This is a genomic window from Amycolatopsis sp. FU40 (genome assembly GCF_021903635.1).
GTDB classification, from domain to species: domain Bacteria; phylum Actinomycetota; class Actinomycetes; order Mycobacteriales; family Pseudonocardiaceae; genus Amycolatopsis; species Amycolatopsis dendrobii.
This window is the reverse complement of sequence record NZ_CP091381.1, coordinates 4,634,036-4,648,395: the sequence shown is the minus strand read 5'-3', so window position 1 is coordinate 4,648,395 and position 14,360 is coordinate 4,634,036. Positions and strand designations below refer to the sequence as shown.

Annotated in this window: 11 protein-coding genes and 1 pseudogene; 9 read left to right on the top strand and 3 right to left on the bottom strand. The window is 68.4% G+C overall.

The annotated features are described in order from the left end of the window. The first annotated feature begins 91 nt into the window (after positions 1 to 91). On the top strand, positions 92 to 1,039 hold the full coding sequence (locus L3Q65_RS22195) for a hypothetical protein (RefSeq protein ID WP_237600704.1): 948 nt from the start codon (positions 92 to 94) through the stop codon (positions 1,037 to 1,039). 34 nt (positions 1,040 to 1,073) lie between these two features. Here the strand turns inward: L3Q65_RS22195 and L3Q65_RS22190 are convergent, their stop codons facing one another. Further along, positions 1,074 to 2,678, bottom strand: a complete 1,605-nt coding sequence (locus tag L3Q65_RS22190; protein ID WP_237600703.1) for a recombinase family protein — start codon at positions 2,676 to 2,678, stop codon at positions 1,074 to 1,076. A 49-nt stretch (positions 2,679 to 2,727) separates the two neighbouring features. Between L3Q65_RS22190 and L3Q65_RS22185 the strand changes: the two are divergent. Together L3Q65_RS22185 and ndk are read left to right on the top strand one after the other, a co-directional pair. Further along, a pseudogene (locus tag L3Q65_RS22185) lies at positions 2,728 to 3,537 on the top strand (alkaline phosphatase); the annotation flags it as partial. Positions 3,538 to 3,607: 70 nt separating this feature from the next. Next, on the top strand, positions 3,608 to 4,018 hold the full coding sequence (gene ndk / locus L3Q65_RS22180; RefSeq protein ID WP_020660996.1) for a nucleoside-diphosphate kinase: 411 nt from the start codon (positions 3,608 to 3,610) through the stop codon (positions 4,016 to 4,018). 82 nt (positions 4,019 to 4,100) lie between these two features. Here ndk and L3Q65_RS22175 read toward each other — a convergent pair whose 3' ends face one another. Further along, on the bottom strand, positions 4,101 to 4,874 hold the full coding sequence (locus tag L3Q65_RS22175) for an SDR family NAD(P)-dependent oxidoreductase (RefSeq protein ID WP_237600702.1): 774 nt from the start codon (positions 4,872 to 4,874) through the stop codon (positions 4,101 to 4,103). Between the two features lie 86 nt (positions 4,875 to 4,960). Between L3Q65_RS22175 and L3Q65_RS22170 the strand changes: the two genes are divergently transcribed. The 6 genes from L3Q65_RS22170 to L3Q65_RS22145 all read left to right on the top strand — a co-directional run bounded on the left by L3Q65_RS22170 (position 4,961) and on the right by L3Q65_RS22145 (position 12,712). Then, positions 4,961 to 5,794, top strand: a complete 834-nt coding sequence (locus L3Q65_RS22170; RefSeq protein WP_237600701.1) for a helix-turn-helix transcriptional regulator — start codon at positions 4,961 to 4,963, stop codon at positions 5,792 to 5,794. A 9-nt stretch (positions 5,795 to 5,803) separates the two neighbouring features. Next, positions 5,804 to 6,529 carry a maleylpyruvate isomerase family mycothiol-dependent enzyme gene (locus L3Q65_RS22165; protein WP_182894149.1) on the top strand — a complete coding sequence of 242 codons (726 nt, stop codon included), beginning with the start codon at positions 5,804 to 5,806 and terminating at the stop codon, positions 6,527 to 6,529. Between the two features lie 124 nt (positions 6,530 to 6,653). Further along, positions 6,654 to 9,989, top strand: a complete 3,336-nt coding sequence (locus L3Q65_RS22160; RefSeq protein ID WP_237600700.1) for a phosphodiester glycosidase family protein — start codon at positions 6,654 to 6,656, stop codon at positions 9,987 to 9,989. A gap of 139 nt (positions 9,990 to 10,128) precedes the next feature. Then, positions 10,129 to 11,070 (top strand): ABC transporter ATP-binding protein, encoded by a 942-nt coding sequence (locus L3Q65_RS22155; protein ID WP_182894151.1) that lies wholly within the window; start codon positions 10,129 to 10,131, stop codon positions 11,068 to 11,070. Then, positions 11,070 to 11,873 (top strand): ABC transporter permease, encoded by an 804-nt coding sequence (locus L3Q65_RS22150; RefSeq protein WP_182894152.1) that lies wholly within the window; start codon positions 11,070 to 11,072, stop codon positions 11,871 to 11,873. Before L3Q65_RS22155 ends, L3Q65_RS22150 begins: the two co-directional genes overlap by 1 nt. Next, positions 11,873 to 12,712, top strand: a complete 840-nt coding sequence (locus L3Q65_RS22145) for an ABC transporter permease (protein WP_182894153.1) — start codon at positions 11,873 to 11,875, stop codon at positions 12,710 to 12,712. Before L3Q65_RS22150 ends, L3Q65_RS22145 begins: the two co-directional genes overlap by 1 nt. 20 nt (positions 12,713 to 12,732) lie before the next feature. Here the strand turns inward: L3Q65_RS22145 and L3Q65_RS22140 are convergent, their stop codons facing one another. After that, on the bottom strand, positions 12,733 to 14,163 hold the full coding sequence (locus L3Q65_RS22140; protein WP_237600699.1) for a S8 family serine peptidase: 1,431 nt from the start codon (positions 14,161 to 14,163) through the stop codon (positions 12,733 to 12,735). Positions 14,164 to 14,360 lie beyond the last annotated feature (197 nt).

The following is a 14,360-nucleotide window of genomic DNA, read 5'->3' as shown; positions in this document are numbered from 1 at the left end:
GCAGGGGGCGTTCAATAGTTAATTGCTACTATTTGATGCGCTTAGGCGGGCATGTGCAATCGTCTTTTAGTGATTACATGGAGGTTATATTATGCCTGACGGATTTCCGGAGTGGCTGTCGGCCTTTGCGACTACGGGCGCACTAGTTTTTGCTGGTGCTGCAGCGTGGTATACGCGAAAATCAGCTGAAGCTGCAAAGGATCAGGTGGATGCGGTGAACAAGCAGGTAAGAATTGCGGAACGGAATGCTGAGAGACAAGAAGAGCGTGCTCGGATTGCAGAAGATCGAGCAGAGAGAGTGGAGAAAAGAGAGAGGGTTCAAAGCGAAAATTCCGAAGAAAGATTCCTCAAGGCTCAGCTGGATGCGCAAACTCCTTATGTGTATATCCGAGTCTGTGGGGGATACGATGCTAGTGGAATTATTAGGCACAATGGAGTTGTCCTAGCAGGTGCCCCGCGACTTGCTGCGCTTTCAAGTGCGGAGAAAATATTCTCAGGTGATATTTCGCGTAGCTTGCAAGAAAAATCTGTATCCAGAAATGCTGCTCTTGTCGTCCAGGAGGGTGAAGGTTATCTTTTTATCGTCACTGCTACGGTTGAAATAGTCAATGTATCAAATTTTCCGGCCCGTATCGATGTTGTCGACACGGGAGGATTTGACTTCTTTGGTTATTCTAGTGGGCGAGTTACTTTTGTTAGCCCTCTTGAAACGCATCGCCTGGTTATTAGGAGGTCTATTGGTTCGTCGGATATTCGCGCGACCTCGCCTTCTGGTGTGGGCATAGCGGACTTCGAAAACTCGACGCCGTATATTAAATTCTGGGTGCGTGATATCGGCATGAATGTACATGATTTGCATGTGCTATCGCTCGATCTACGCTTCTTTAGTCGCGACGGATCGCGCGTGCTCGCCGCAGACACGCCAGCGCATGACTGGGAGACGGTCGCGACGATAGCGCCACCGAGGGTCTACGAGCGTATCGATGTGGCGAGGGAGGAAGCTCGAAAGCGTGATGCGGAGGCGGAAGGTGCAGGCTAGCTGTATCCGTGTCAGGGCTACCGCCAACTAAACTTCATTGCGTATTTTTTGGATAGGGTAAGTCTACGATCGCTATCGTCGATTCAACGTCGGTGGGCTGACTGTACCATTCGGCTACTTCTGGCATGGCTTCTTGCCAACCGTTCGGCAATCGCCATCCGGCGGACCAAGTGCCGTCGTACCGTTTCTGGACCGCGAACGAGAAGCCCAGTTCAAGCCACCTGAGCCGCCGGTCCTCCGGTGTCATCCCCTCTAGTTCTTGCTGCCAAGTCCGGTCAGTTGGCACCCATTGCACACCCCCGGGATCGGCCGGAAGTGCCCGGAGAGTATCGATGTCGGACAGAATCTTGTCTCCATCATCCATGATCCGACGCCGGTCCGCCGTAGACTTGGCCCGCGCGACCTCGGACATCAACTTGCCGTACTCCCGTTCCAGCTTCGCTATCTGGTTGGCGTGGTTGGTCGGCGGCAGGATGATGCGCTCGCGGACCGGAACCATGGCGAAGATCTTGTAAAAAGCCTGCGTGGCCAACGGCTCGACTTCTTCAGCCTTCATCGCCGGTCCGTGCTTTCGGGATGGGCATTGCCAGTGCCTGTATAGGTACTCGACCGGGGCACCGTCCTTGCCTTTCCGCTTGACGCAGGTGAGGCGATGCCAAAGGTTCTCGTGACACTCCGGGCAAACCAAGATGCCAGAGAACTCGTACGGCTGATTGCTGCCACGCGTCTTGCGGCGTGACTTCTCCGCAAGCCGGGCGACGATCTCTGCCTGCTCCGCGGGCTCAAAGATGCCGAACTCCACTAGCGCTGGATCCGTCAGCAGGCGGCCGAGAGTGTTCGACTGCCACTTGTAGCCCTTCAGCTCGACCGTGGTGGGATCTTGCCCGCGTCGCTCGGCCCCCAGCTGAAGTTGACGGTCCCTCGGCGTGACGATGTTGTTCTTGTTCAGCCACCGAGACATGTCGGTAAGGCCGTCGCCCGACCGAGCCTTCTTGGACAGCTGGTGAAGGATCTTGACGGCATACTGGTCGATTCCAAGGACCCAGCCGCCGCCGGGCAACTCGACCGGCATGGAGCCGTAGATATGGCCCTCGCCGCCCCAGCGACCAGCCTCCTTGAGGGCCGCCTTCGCCGAGCGGAAGCGCTCCCTCATGCGTTCGCGTTCCATGCGGGCGAACGCGGCGATCAAGGTGATCATGAACTCGGACATCGAGTTGCTGGAGTCGATGCCCTCGGCGATGCAGATCAGGCGCTTGCCACGTGCCCGGAGCCACTCCAGCAGGGTGAGTGCGTCCATGACGTTGCGCACGAGCCGGTCCAGCTTGGGCACGACCAGGGTCTTCCACGGCTGAGGTGGTGCATCCGATAGCCAGAGCCTGAGCCCGTCCCGCTTGTGGGGCTCCAGGTCGCCGGAGACGTGCAGATCCTCCACAGTCGCGACGACTGGCACGTCGTACGCGCTGGTCCACCGGTGGGTGTCCCTGACCTGCACTTCGCTGGACATGCTCTCGTCGGAGAAGTGCGACTGACGGGCGTAGCAGACTGCTGCGTCGTCTTCCGGCGTGAACGGGACGACCGGCGGCCGCTCGCTCAGTTGCTTCTTGAACCGCCGCCGCTTCCGTGGTGCTGGTGCGCTCATCGTCGCTATCCTCGCTGGTAGACGCCCTGTCAGTGTAGTTAGTTGTCAAAGGTGGTGGGACCATGAGGTCGTCAACAACTGGTACCCGGGCGAAATCCTCAACGACCGCCCCGAATACACCGAAAAGCGGGCCGACGTCCTCGCCCGGCGCGCGTTCCAGGCGTTCCACGAATGGCATCCGATCGACCGCAAGCAGGCCGTCGACGGCCGGGTGTACCGCAACTTCCGCTACGGCAGCCGGGTCGAGGTGTTCGTCCTCGACATGCGCACCTACCGCGACGCCAATACCTCCGATCAGGCCAAACCCGGCCACATCCTCGGCGACGCGCAGGCCCGCTGGCTGGCCGACGGGCTCCGGCGCAGCACCGCGACGTGGAAGATCGTCCAGGCGGACATGCCGATCGGCCTCGTCGTTCCGGACGGCAAGGACATCGAGGCGGTCGCCAACGGCCTGCCCGGCGCGCCCGGCGGCCGCGAGACCGAACTGGCCTGGGTGCTGAACCAGATCTCGCGCCACCGCGTGCGCAATGTCGTGTGGCTGACCGCCGACGTGCACTACACCGCCGCGCACCATTATTCGCCCGAGCGCGCCGCGTTCCAGGACTTCGACCCGTTCTGGGAATTCGTCTCCGGCCCGCTCAACGCCGGTGCGTTCGGCCCGAACAAACTCGACCCGACGTTCGGCCCGGAAGCGGTGTTCGTGCACGCCCCGCAGACGCAGAATTCCTCGCCGCTGCAAGGATTCCAGCACTTCGGCGAGGTGAATGTGGACGGTGCGAGCGGAGCGCTGACGGTCGACCTGCGCGACGCGACCGGGGCCTCGCTGTGGTCGAAGACGCTGCAGCCGCAGCGGCGCTGACCGGCCCGGCCGGGGCGTCGGATAGGCTCAGCGCCGAATAACACGAATCCGCACAAGGAGAAATACCGTCGTGACTGAACGCACGCTGGTCCTCGTCAAGCCCGATGGCGTCGCGCGCGGCCTCGTCGGCGAGGTCGTCTCGCGCATCGAGCGCAAGGGCCTGAAGCTGGCCGCGCTGGAACTGCGCACCGTCGAGCGCTCCGTGGCCGAGGAGCACTACGCGGAGCACAAGGAGCGCCCGTTCTTCGGCGACCTGCTGGAGTTCATCACGTCCGGCCCGCTCGTCGCGCTGGCCGTCGAGGGCCCGCGCGCGATCGCCGCGTTCCGCCAGCTCGCCGGCGGCACCGACCCGGTCGAGAAGGCCACCCCGGGCACCCTGCGCGGCGACTTCGCGCTGGAGACCCAGTACAACCTGGTGCACGGTTCGGACTCGCCGGAGTCGGCCGAGCGCGAGCTGAAGCTGTGGTTCCCGGACCTGTGATCCGGCTGAACCGGCATTGAACCGGCACTGACCCTCGCGGACGCCGGGCAGGGACTGCGGTCCCCGCCCGGCGTTCGTGTTTCTAGACCCGGGCACCGCCGTCGACGCGCAGGACGGCGCCGGTCACGTAGGAAGCGCGGTCGCTCAGCAGCCACGCCGCGGCTTCGGCGATTTCGGCGGGATCGGCCGCGCGGCCAAGGGGAGTGGTCTGGGCGAGCTGGTCGAGCAATCCCGGCGATGCCGCTTCCCACTGCCGGATCATCTCGGTCATCGTCGTGCCGGGCGCGATCGCGTTCACCCGGATTCCCTCCGGTCCGTAAGCGACGGCCGCCGATTCGGTCAGGCTGTTCAGCGCGCGTTTCGCGGCCCCGTAAACCGGCAGTGCGGGATTCGCGCCGAAGCTGCCGATGCTGGACGTGTTCACGATGGCCCCGCCGCCGCTGGCCCGCATCGCCTTCACCTCGGCGGCCATCGCCAGCCACGGCCCGCGCAGATTCACCTCGTACAGGCGGTCGAAATCGGCCAGCGGCACCTGGTCCAGCGGTCTTGGCGGCGTGGCGGTCGCGCCGTTGTTGAACGCGAGGTCGAGGCGTCCGTGCAGCTCCAGGACCCGGTCTATCGCGGCCTGAACGCTTGTCGGGTCGGCGAGATCGCATCGCAGATAATCCGCGACACTGCCTTCCGCGCGCACCTGTTCGGCGACCGCCTTCAGCTGCGGTTCGGTGCGCGCGGCCAGGACGACCTTCGCGCCCTCCTTGGCGAACAACCGGGCCGCCGCCGCGCCGATCCCGCGCCCGGCGCCGCTGATGAAGGCGATCTTGCCGTCGAGCAGGAGGTTCGTTCGTGTTTCGGTCATGGCTTCGATCGTTCGTCGGCGAAGCGAGGGCAACCAGGCACCGGGTGTACCTGGCTGAGCCCGGCCGGACTGCGCAGACTGGACCGGTGGACCGAACGGAACTGGCGGGTTTCCTGCGCAGCAGGCGCGAACGCATCGCACCGGCCGACGTGGGCCTTCCCGCGGGCAGGCGGCGGCGCACCCCCGGCCTGCGCCGCGAGGAAGTCGCGCGGCTGGCGTTCATCTCGGTCGAGTACTACACGCGGCTCGAACAGGCGCGCGGCCCGAACCCGTCGAACGAGGTGCTGGCCGGGCTGACCCGCGCGTTGCGGCTTTCGGACGTCGAACGCGACCACCTGCACGAACTCGCCGGCGCGCCGCGCCCCGCGCGGGGCCCGTCGCGAGAGGTCCGGCAAACCATCCTCGACCTGCTGGACCGGTTGCCGCGGACGGCCGGGATCGTGTTCTCCGCGACGTACGAGGTGCTCGCCTGGAATCCGCTCGCCGCCGCGCTGCTGGAGGATTTCTCCGCTCTGTCCCGCGAGGAGCGCAGCTTGCCGCGCCGGGTCTTCCTCGCCCACGGCCGTGGCCGCTTGTACGGCCTGGTGGAAGCCGAGGCGTTCGCTCGTGCGATGGCCAACCGGCTGCGGGTGACGGCGGCGAAGTACCCGGACGACCCCGAGGTGCGCACTCTCGTCGCGGACTTGCTCGCGGGGAGCGAGCGGTTCGCCGCGCTGTGGGCGTCGCACGACGTGGTGGCCGAATCGACCTTCAGCAAGACGTTCGAGCATCCGGTCGTCGGGACCGTGACGGTGGATTGCGACGTGCTCGGCATCTCCGACCGGGACCAGGAGGTCGTGCTGTACACCGCCGCGCCGGGTTCGCCGGGAGAGGAAGCACTGCGGTTGTTGTCGGTGCTCGGAACCCAGCGGATCGGTTAACCTCCACCGGTGACTGCTCTGCCGCTGCCTCCGCGTGATTACCTGCCGCACCTCCGTTCGCTCACCGAAGCCTTCGCCGCGGAAGCCGCGGGCGACCTCGGCAACCCGGTCCCGTACTGCGGCGACTGGACCAAGCGCGACCTCGTCACGCATCTGGGCAACGTGCACCGCTGGGCCGCCGGGATCGTCCGCACCGGCGAGCTGAGCAACCAGGAATTCGACGTTTCGCCGGGCGCCGACCTCGCGCCCTGGTACGCCGAGAGCGCGGCCGAGCTGCTGGACGCGCTCGACGCGGCCGATCCCGCCGACTCGTGCTGGGTTTTCGGCGCCGCGGAGAAGACGAAGGCGTTCTGGTTCCGCCGTCAGGTGCACGAAACCGCCGTGCATTTGGTCGACTTGTCCGGCGCACGCGGAGTAGCGACGCGGCTTGATCCGCTGATCGCCGCGGACGGCGTCCACGAGGTGCTCGGCACGATGCTGCCGCGCGTCGCTCGCTGGAAGCACGAGGTTCCGCTGGCCGCGCCGATCACCTTGCGCACCACCGACACCGGGCACTCGTGGACCGTTGTGCCCGGCGAACCGCCCGAGCTCGGCGAGGGCGAAGCGGTCGCCACGGTCGCGGCGCCCGCGCAGGATTTGCTGGTGCTGCTGTGGAATCGCACCGACGCCCAGCCCGAGATCGCTGGCGACGAGGCCGTCGCGAAGGAGTTCCTCGCCGCGCGCATGACCCCCTGAGCGGATAATCCTGCGCCATTCAGGTCCCGTTCACCGCAGGGCCTTCCGGCGGTCGCGCCGATGGATTTGGCTGACCTGAGCCATTTTCGCGATCGTGGGGTACCTGGTGAAAAGATCAAGATCTGTGCTGCTCAGCGCCCTGCTGGCGCTGTCGCTGGCCACGCCTGCGCATGCCGACCCGCTCTCCGCTCCGCTCGGCCCGCCGCCGGTCGAGAGCGCCTCCGCCTTCTCCTCGGCCCGGGAGGCCCCGGCGATCGCCGCGGCGCCCGCCGCCGACGACGGCCTCGAGACCAGCAGCGCCACCAACGCGGTGGCGCCTGGTCTGAACCTCACCCAGTTCGACCGCTTCGACCCGAAGGGCTGGATCCGCGGCGACGCGCTGAGCGTCGACCTCACCAGCAAGGTCCTGAAGCCGACTTACCTCAGCCCGGGCACCGTTTCCGCGCGCACCCCGCTGTCTCAGCAGGCCGCTCGTGCCGGTGCGGTCGCGGGCGTCAACGGCGATTTCTTCGACATCAACGCCTCGGGCGCGCCGCTCGGCGTCGGCATCGACAAGGGCGAGCTGCACAACGCGCCCGCGTCGGGCCACAACACCACCGCGGCGATCACCGCGGAGGGACGCGCGAAGCTCGCCGACATCTTCCTCGAAGCGTCGGTCACGCTGCCGGACGGCCGCGCTGTCCCCGCCACGAACTTCAACAGCCCGGTGCTCGGCAAGGACGCTCTCGGGGTCTACACGCCGCTTTGGGGCTCGTCGGCGCGCGCGACGTCGGTCGCCGGTGCGCAGAAGGTCGTCGAGGTCGAGGTCCGCGACGGCGTCGTGACGCAGGTGCGTCCGAAGCCCGCGGACGGCCCGATTCCAGCGGGCAGCACGCTGCTGCTCGGTCGGGAAGCTGGCGCGGACACGCTGTCGGCGCTGCACGTCGGTGACCGCGTGGGCGTTTCGTATGCGCCGCGGACCGACGCGGGCAAGATCGCGGTCGCGGTCGGCGGGAACAAGACACTGCTGAAGGACGGACAGCTCCAGCAACTCGACGACGTCACCCTCGCGCCGCGTACCGGCGTCGGTTTTTCCGCTGACGGCAAGCGGATGTGGCTCGTCACGGTGGACGGCCGCCAAGCCGACAGCCGCGGGATGACCGAGCTGGAAATGGCCCGGCAGTTGAAGCGGCTCGGTGCCGACGACGCGATCAACCTCGACGGCGGCGGCTCCTCGACGCTGCTCGCGCGCGGCGAGGGCGAGGCCGCGCCGCTGGTGCGCAACTCGCCGTCGGACGGCGGCGAACGCTTGGTGCCCAACGGCATCGGCTTCGCGACCGTCGCTGGCAGCGGACGGCTGACCGGCTTCGCGCCCGCCCCCGCGCAGGAGGGCGACGACTCGACCCGCGTGCTGTCCGGCCTGAGCCGCGCGCTCGTGCCGAACGGCCACGACGAGACGGGTGCTGCGGTGGCGTCCAGGCCGTTCTGGACTACGTCGAACCCGTTCCGCGGCACTGTCACGAAGAACGTTTTCACCGCGCAGCCTGACTTCCTGCACCCAGACGCGCGAGCCGACGTGACGGTCACCGCGCACCAGAACTTCGTGAACGGCCGCACGAAGCTGACCGTGCTGGGCAAGCCGGTCCGCCTCGGCGCGAGCACCAAGCAGGTCGCGCTGTCGGGTGCGGACGCGCGCGGCGAGTTCCAGGTCTACGGCTACGACGCGGACGGTTACGGCACCTGGATCGAACCGTCGGACGTGAAGCTCGAATACGACCCCGCTGTGGTGAAGATCGAACCTTCGGGCAAGGGCTTCGCAGCCACCGCGAAGACCGCGTCCGGGGCCACTGCGGTCACCGTGCACGCGGGCGGGAAGACCATGCACCTGGCGGCTTCGGTGGGCACCGAAGCCAAGGTCGCGGCGCCGCTGGCCGGTCCGGAAGGCTGGTCCGCCACGGTGTACCCGGCGGTCGTCGGCGCCGCGTTGTCATCGGCGGACGGACGAAACGGCGGCAAGGGCTTGGCGCTCGACTACCGGCTCACCGGCACCACCGCCACTCGCGCCGCGTACGTCAACGCTGCCAACCCGATCGCGGTTCCGGCCGGCACGCAGAAGATCGGCATGTGGATCAACGGCGACGGCAAGGGAGCCTGGATCCGCGCGGAACTCCGCGACGGCGCCAACACGGCGTCCATTGTGGACCTTTCGCTGAGCGTCAACTGGACCGGCTGGCGGTACGTGACCGCCGCGGTGCCCGCCGGACTGCCGGACGGGCAGCGCCTCACCCGGTTCTATGCCGTGGAAACCGCGGCGGGCAAGCAATACGAGGGCAAGCTGGTCTTCAACGACCTCACCTTCGAGGTCGCGCCGACCACGGCCGTGCCGCACGATCCGGCCGTCCCGGACCCGGCGCTCGTCGCCAACGGCACGCTCGGCGAGGGCGGCCTGAAGATCGCGGTCGTCAGCGACGCCCAGTTCACCGCCGACGCCCCGGACGGCCCGCTGGTCGCCCAAGCACGCCGGGCACTGCGCGAGGCAGTCGCCGCGAAACCGGACCTCGTGCTGATCAACGGCGACTTCGTGGACCGCGGCACCGCGCCGGATTTCGTGCTGGCCCGCAAGATCATCACTGAAGAACTGGACGGCCGCGTCCCCTGGTACTACGTCCCCGGCAACCACGAGGCCGAGGGCGGCAACGGCCTGAAGAACTTCCAGGACGCGTTCGGGGAAACGCACCGCGTGGTCGACGTCCACGGCGTGCGGCTGATCCTGATGGACTCCTCGCGCGGCTCGCTGCGCGCGGGCGGATTCGACCAGGTGCGCATGCTGCGCGAGGCGCTCGACAACGCGGCGAAGGACCGTTCCGTGCGCGGGGTGGTCGTCGCGATGCACCACCCGGTGAAAGACCCGAGCCCGACCGGCAATTCGCAGCTGGGCGACCGGAAGGAGGCCGCGCTGCTGCAAACGTGGCTGACCGGTTTCGAGGAGAAATCCGGAAAACCGGCCGCCTCGCTGGCCTCGCACGCGGGCGTATTCGGCCTGTCGCGCACGGACGGCGTGCCGTACCTCGTGAACGGCAACTCGGGCAAGACCCCGGCCGCGGCCCCCGGCGACGGCGGCTTCGTCGGCTGGACCCTCGTGCGAGCGGACCCCGCGGACCGCGGCCAGCCGGTGCGCTTCGAGACGCGCCCGAACGTCGACGCGCTGACGGTGACCGGCCCGGGCACGCTTGCGCGCGGCGGGACCGGGAAGGTGACCGCCGCGGTGACGCAGGAGGGCCGGTCGATTCCGGTGGCGTATCCGGTGAGCGCCGCTTGGGGCGGTCGCGGGGTGCACATCGGCTGCTGGCCGCCCGCGCCGTGGGACGTGGTGTCGCTCGACCCGGCCACCGGGACGGTGCGGGGCCTGCGCCCGGGGACGGCGGAGGTCTCGGTGACGGTGAACGGGGTGACCCGTTCGGTTCCGGTGACGGTGCGCTGACGCCGGCTCGGCATCGAGTTCGCGAGGCGGGCCCCTGAGGGAATCTGATTCCTTCAGGGGTCCCCTCGCGTACGCCTGGTCTCCGCGGCTCGGGAAACGGGTCGAGAATTGTCGGTCCCTCCCTCTACTGTCGTTCCTCGTGGGAGAGTCGGCATCGGAACCAGCCCTCGTGCAAGCGAAAGCGCTGGTCAAACGGTTCGGAGAATTCGAGGCAGTCCGCGGCGTCGACGTCGAGGTGCGGCCAGGGGAGGCGTTCGGCTTCCTCGGGCCCAACGGGGCCGGGAAATCGTCGACGATGCGGATGATCGCGTGCGTGTCTCCGCGCACCGACGGCGATCTGCGCGTCCTCGGCATGGACCCGGACGTCGAAGGGCCGCGGATCCGTGCGCGCCTCGGCGTGGTGCCGCAGGAGGACAACCTCGACGTGGAGCTCACCGTCCGGCAGAACCTCCACGTCTACGGCCGCTACTTCGGTCTCTCCCGCGCCCATGTCCGGCGCAAAGCGGTCGAGCTGATGGAGTTCGCGCAGTTGTCCGACCGCGCCGAGCAGCCGGTCGATTCGCTGTCCGGCGGCATGAAGCGGCGGCTCACCATCGCCCGGTCCCTGGTCAACGATCCGGAATTGCTGCTGCTCGACGAACCGACCACCGGCCTCGACCCCCAAGCGCGACATCTGTTGTGGGACCGGCTTTTCCGGCTCAAAGCGCGCGGCACCACGCTCATCGTCACCACCCATTACATGGACGAAGCAGAGCAGCTGTGCGATCGCTTGGTCGTCATGGACGGCGGGCGGATCGCCGCGGAAGGCTCGCCCGCCGGCCTGATCGCGCGGCATTCCACCCGGGAAGTCGTCGAGCTGCGGTTCGCGCCGGGAGAGCAGCAGGACGCGGCCGACCGGCTCGAGGGGCTGGCCGAACGCGTCGAAGTCCTCCCGGACCGGGTGCTGCTCTACACGATGACCGGCGAGGCCACCCTCGAGCGCGCGCACGAGCGCGGCCTGCGCCCGTTGTCGAGCCTGGTCCGGCGCAGTTCCCTGGAGGACGTCTTCCTCCGCCTCACCGGCCGGACGTTGGTGGACTGATGACCGCTCCCGCCACCGGCCGCGTCGTCGGCCGGTTCCACGGCGCCTGGCTGCGCGTCGAGGGCTACTGGACCTGGTACCGCAGGCACTGGCTCAGCACGCTCTACTCCACCGGCCTGCAACCGGTGCTCTTCCTCGCCGCGATGGGGCTCGGGTTCGGCTCGCAGGTCAAGGCCGGTCCGGCGACGGGCGGGGTGTCATACCTCGTGTACGTCGCCCCGGCGCTGCTCGTGGCGGGCGCGGCGCAGCAGGGCGTCAGCGAGTCGAGTTATCCGGTGCTCAGCGGATTCAAATGGCAGAAGGACTATCTGGCGGTCACCGCGACACCGGTGTCTCCCGGTCAGGTCCTCGGCGGGCACCAGATCTGGACCACTCTGCGGCTCGCCCTCTCCGGCACCGTCTACGCGCTCATCGCGTTGCTGTTCGGCGCCTGGGCGAACGCGGGAGCGCTGCTGGTGATCCTCGTCGGCGTCCTCACCGGCCTCGCCTGCGGATCGCTCATGGCCGCGATGGCGGCGTGGACCTTCGACGAGGGACAGCGGTTCGGGCTGGTCTTCCGCTTCATCGTCATCCCGATGACCCTGTTCTCCGGCACCTTCTTCCCGATCACCCAATTGCCGCTGTACCTGCGCTGGCTCGCCTGGATTTCCCCGCTGTGGCACGGCACCGAGCTCTCGCGCGCCGCCACGCTCGGCGGCCGTGAGCTGCTCCCGGTGCTCGGGCACCTCGCGTATCTGGCGGCGCTGGTCGCGATCGGCTGGACGATCGCGCACCGCGGCTTCTACCGACGGCTGGTGGCGTGATGACCGATCTGCGAAACGCCCCGATTCTCCCGCAGCGGCGCGGAATTCTGCTCCGCGTGCTGCCCGCGGGCATGTACAGCGGCCGCGCGACCGCGTTGATCGAACGCGCGCTCACCGTCTACGGACGGTCGTGGACGATCCTGGTGTCCGGCGCGCTCGAGCCGTTGTTCTACCTGCTCGCGTTCCAGGTCGGTTTCGGCAAGCTGGTCACCACCGTGCCGGGGCCGGACGGGCAGCCGATGAGCTACGTCGCGTTCGTCGCGCCCGCGCTGCTGGCGTCGTCGGCGATGAACGGCGCGGTTTTCGAGTGCACGTACAACCTGTTCTTCAAACTGCGCTACGCCAAGACGTACGACGCGATGCTGGCGACCCCGGTCGGTCCGCTGGACGTCGCGCTCGGCGAGATCGCGTGGGCGATGATGCGCGGCGGTCTCTATTCGGTGGCGTTCCTGGCGGTCACCGGCGTCATGGGGCTGCTGACGTCGTGGTGGGCGCTGCTGCTCCTGCCCGCCGCGCTGCTCGTGTCGTTCGCGTTCGCGGCCATCAGCATCACGCTGGTCAGTTTCCTGAAGTCGACCTCCCAGTTCGACTACATCCAGCTCGTGCTGATGCCGATGTTCCTGTTCTCCACCACGTTCTTCCCGATCACGGTCTACCCGGAGGCGCTGCAGTGGCTGGTCCGCTGCTTCCCGCTTTACCACGGGATCGAGCTGATGCGCGGGCTCTCCGCCGGCATCTTCTCCTGGAGCATGCTGGGCAACCTCGCGTACCTGCTGGTGCTCGCCGCGCTCGGGATCTGGGGCGCGACAAGGAGGATCGCGAAACTGCTGCTGACTTAACGCCTGAAGCGCGGGTTCGGTCAGCGGGCCGGGCTGGGCAGTCCGGTCTGCGCGGGCGCCACCGCGGACCGGGCGTCGACGAGACCGTGGCCGTAGAAGCCGTTGTAACCGTCGTAGCCGGAGCAGTAGGCGTCTTGGGCGCCGTCGCCGGTGAGGTCGTAGTTGTCCGGGCACGGCATCGGCGTCGCGCGGGAATCCAGCGTGCGGCGCAGTTGGGCGGCCGTCCACGTGGGATGCACCGACTTGAGCAACGCCAGGACTCCGGCGACATGCGGCGCGGCCATCGACGTCCCGCACATCGGCGCGTAGCCGCCCGGCACGGTCGAAACCACGCACCGGTCGTCGTCGCCGCCCGGGGCCGTGACATCGACCACACCGAGCCCGTACGAGCTGTAGCCCGACTTCACCCGGTCCGGGCTGACCGCCGACGCCGTCACCACGTCCCTCAGCCCGGCGGGCAGGGCCTCGCACTTCCCGGCGGCGGACGGCGAACCCGAGCGGCCCGACGGCGTGAGGTCGACCGCCTCGTTGGTCGCGGCGGCGACGTTCAGCGTGCCCTGCGAAGTCGCGTACTCCACGGCCCGCGCCAGCACCTCGTGCACCACGCCGCGGTCGTTGCCGCGCACGCAGGACAGGGACCACGGGTTCACGAACCAGCTGCTGTTGGCGATCGGCAGATGCCGCGCGGCCGACCACATGATCCCGCAGACCGCCGCCTCGGGATCGGCGTAGCCGCGGTCGTCGATCACCTTCACGGACGCGATCCGCACGCCCGGCGCGACGCCGGTGATGCCCTTGCGGTCGTCGGCCGCGGCGATGATGCCCGCGACGTGGGTGCCGTGCGCCGAGGTCGTCGGCTGCCACGCGGCCGCGCTCGGGTCCGGGACGCCGGTGAGACAGCCCGCCGAATCGTCCGGGTCGATCGCCTCGGCGAGGTCGGGGTGCTTCGGGTCGACGCCGGAGTCCAGGACGCCGACGACCACCGCGCGGCTGCCTTCGGTGACCTGGTGCGCGGCCGGGGCGCCGATCAGGTCCATGTCCCACTGCTGCGCGGACAGGTCCGCGGCGGGCACCCGCGCCGGGTCGCTGAGCGGGAGTTCGGCCCGCGCGGGCTGGGCCGCGGCGCCCGGCTGTCCGGCGGCCGCGCGGGTGGCTTGCGCGCTGAATGTCCGTTCCGGGCCGAGGCGGTCCGCGAACCCCCGATCGGCTGACGTGACGACCGCCACGGAAATCTGCGGGTAGTAGCCCACGAGCCGCCCGCAGCCCGCGCTCGTCTGCTGGCGGGCGGAAGATTCCGGGGTTCCGCGGTCGAACGCCACGACGTAGCGCACCGCCCGGCCGCCGGAGGCGCATCCGGGGCTCGCGACGGCGGCGGGGGAGACCGCGGCGCAGCCGGCGAGGACCAGGACGGAGCACACGGCCGCCCGCAGCGGCCGCGCCAGCACAGACACCGGACCTCCCACCGCGCGCGGGGCTATGCCGGGCGCCCGCGCGAGCGCCCGAGCCCGCACGCTAACCACCCCTGGCCCGGCGCGACAAGCGAAGCGCGGAAGTTCGCCCGAGTGCATGATCGCGGCACGCCCGGGCGCCTGCCGCGGGACACCGACTACACCGGGTGTCCCCCCGGGTGTGGGATACTCGCGTTGGC

Excerpts from the sequence above, each read along its gene's own strand:
- L3Q65_RS22195 (WP_237600704.1), top strand. The coding sequence starts at position 92 with ATGCCTGACGGATTTCCGGAGTGGCTGTCGGCCTTTGCGACTACGGGC.
- L3Q65_RS22190 (WP_237600703.1), bottom strand. The coding sequence starts at position 2,678 with ATGAGCGCACCAGCACCACGGAAGCGGCGGCGGTTCAAGAAGCAACTG.
- L3Q65_RS22175 (WP_237600702.1), bottom strand. The coding sequence starts at position 4,874 with ATGACCGAAACACGAACGAACCTCCTGCTCGACGGCAAGATCGCCTTC.
- L3Q65_RS22150 (WP_182894152.1), top strand. The coding sequence starts at position 11,070 with ATGACCGCTCCCGCCACCGGCCGCGTCGTCGGCCGGTTCCACGGCGCC.
- L3Q65_RS22145 (WP_182894153.1), top strand. The coding sequence starts at position 11,873 with ATGACCGATCTGCGAAACGCCCCGATTCTCCCGCAGCGGCGCGGAATT.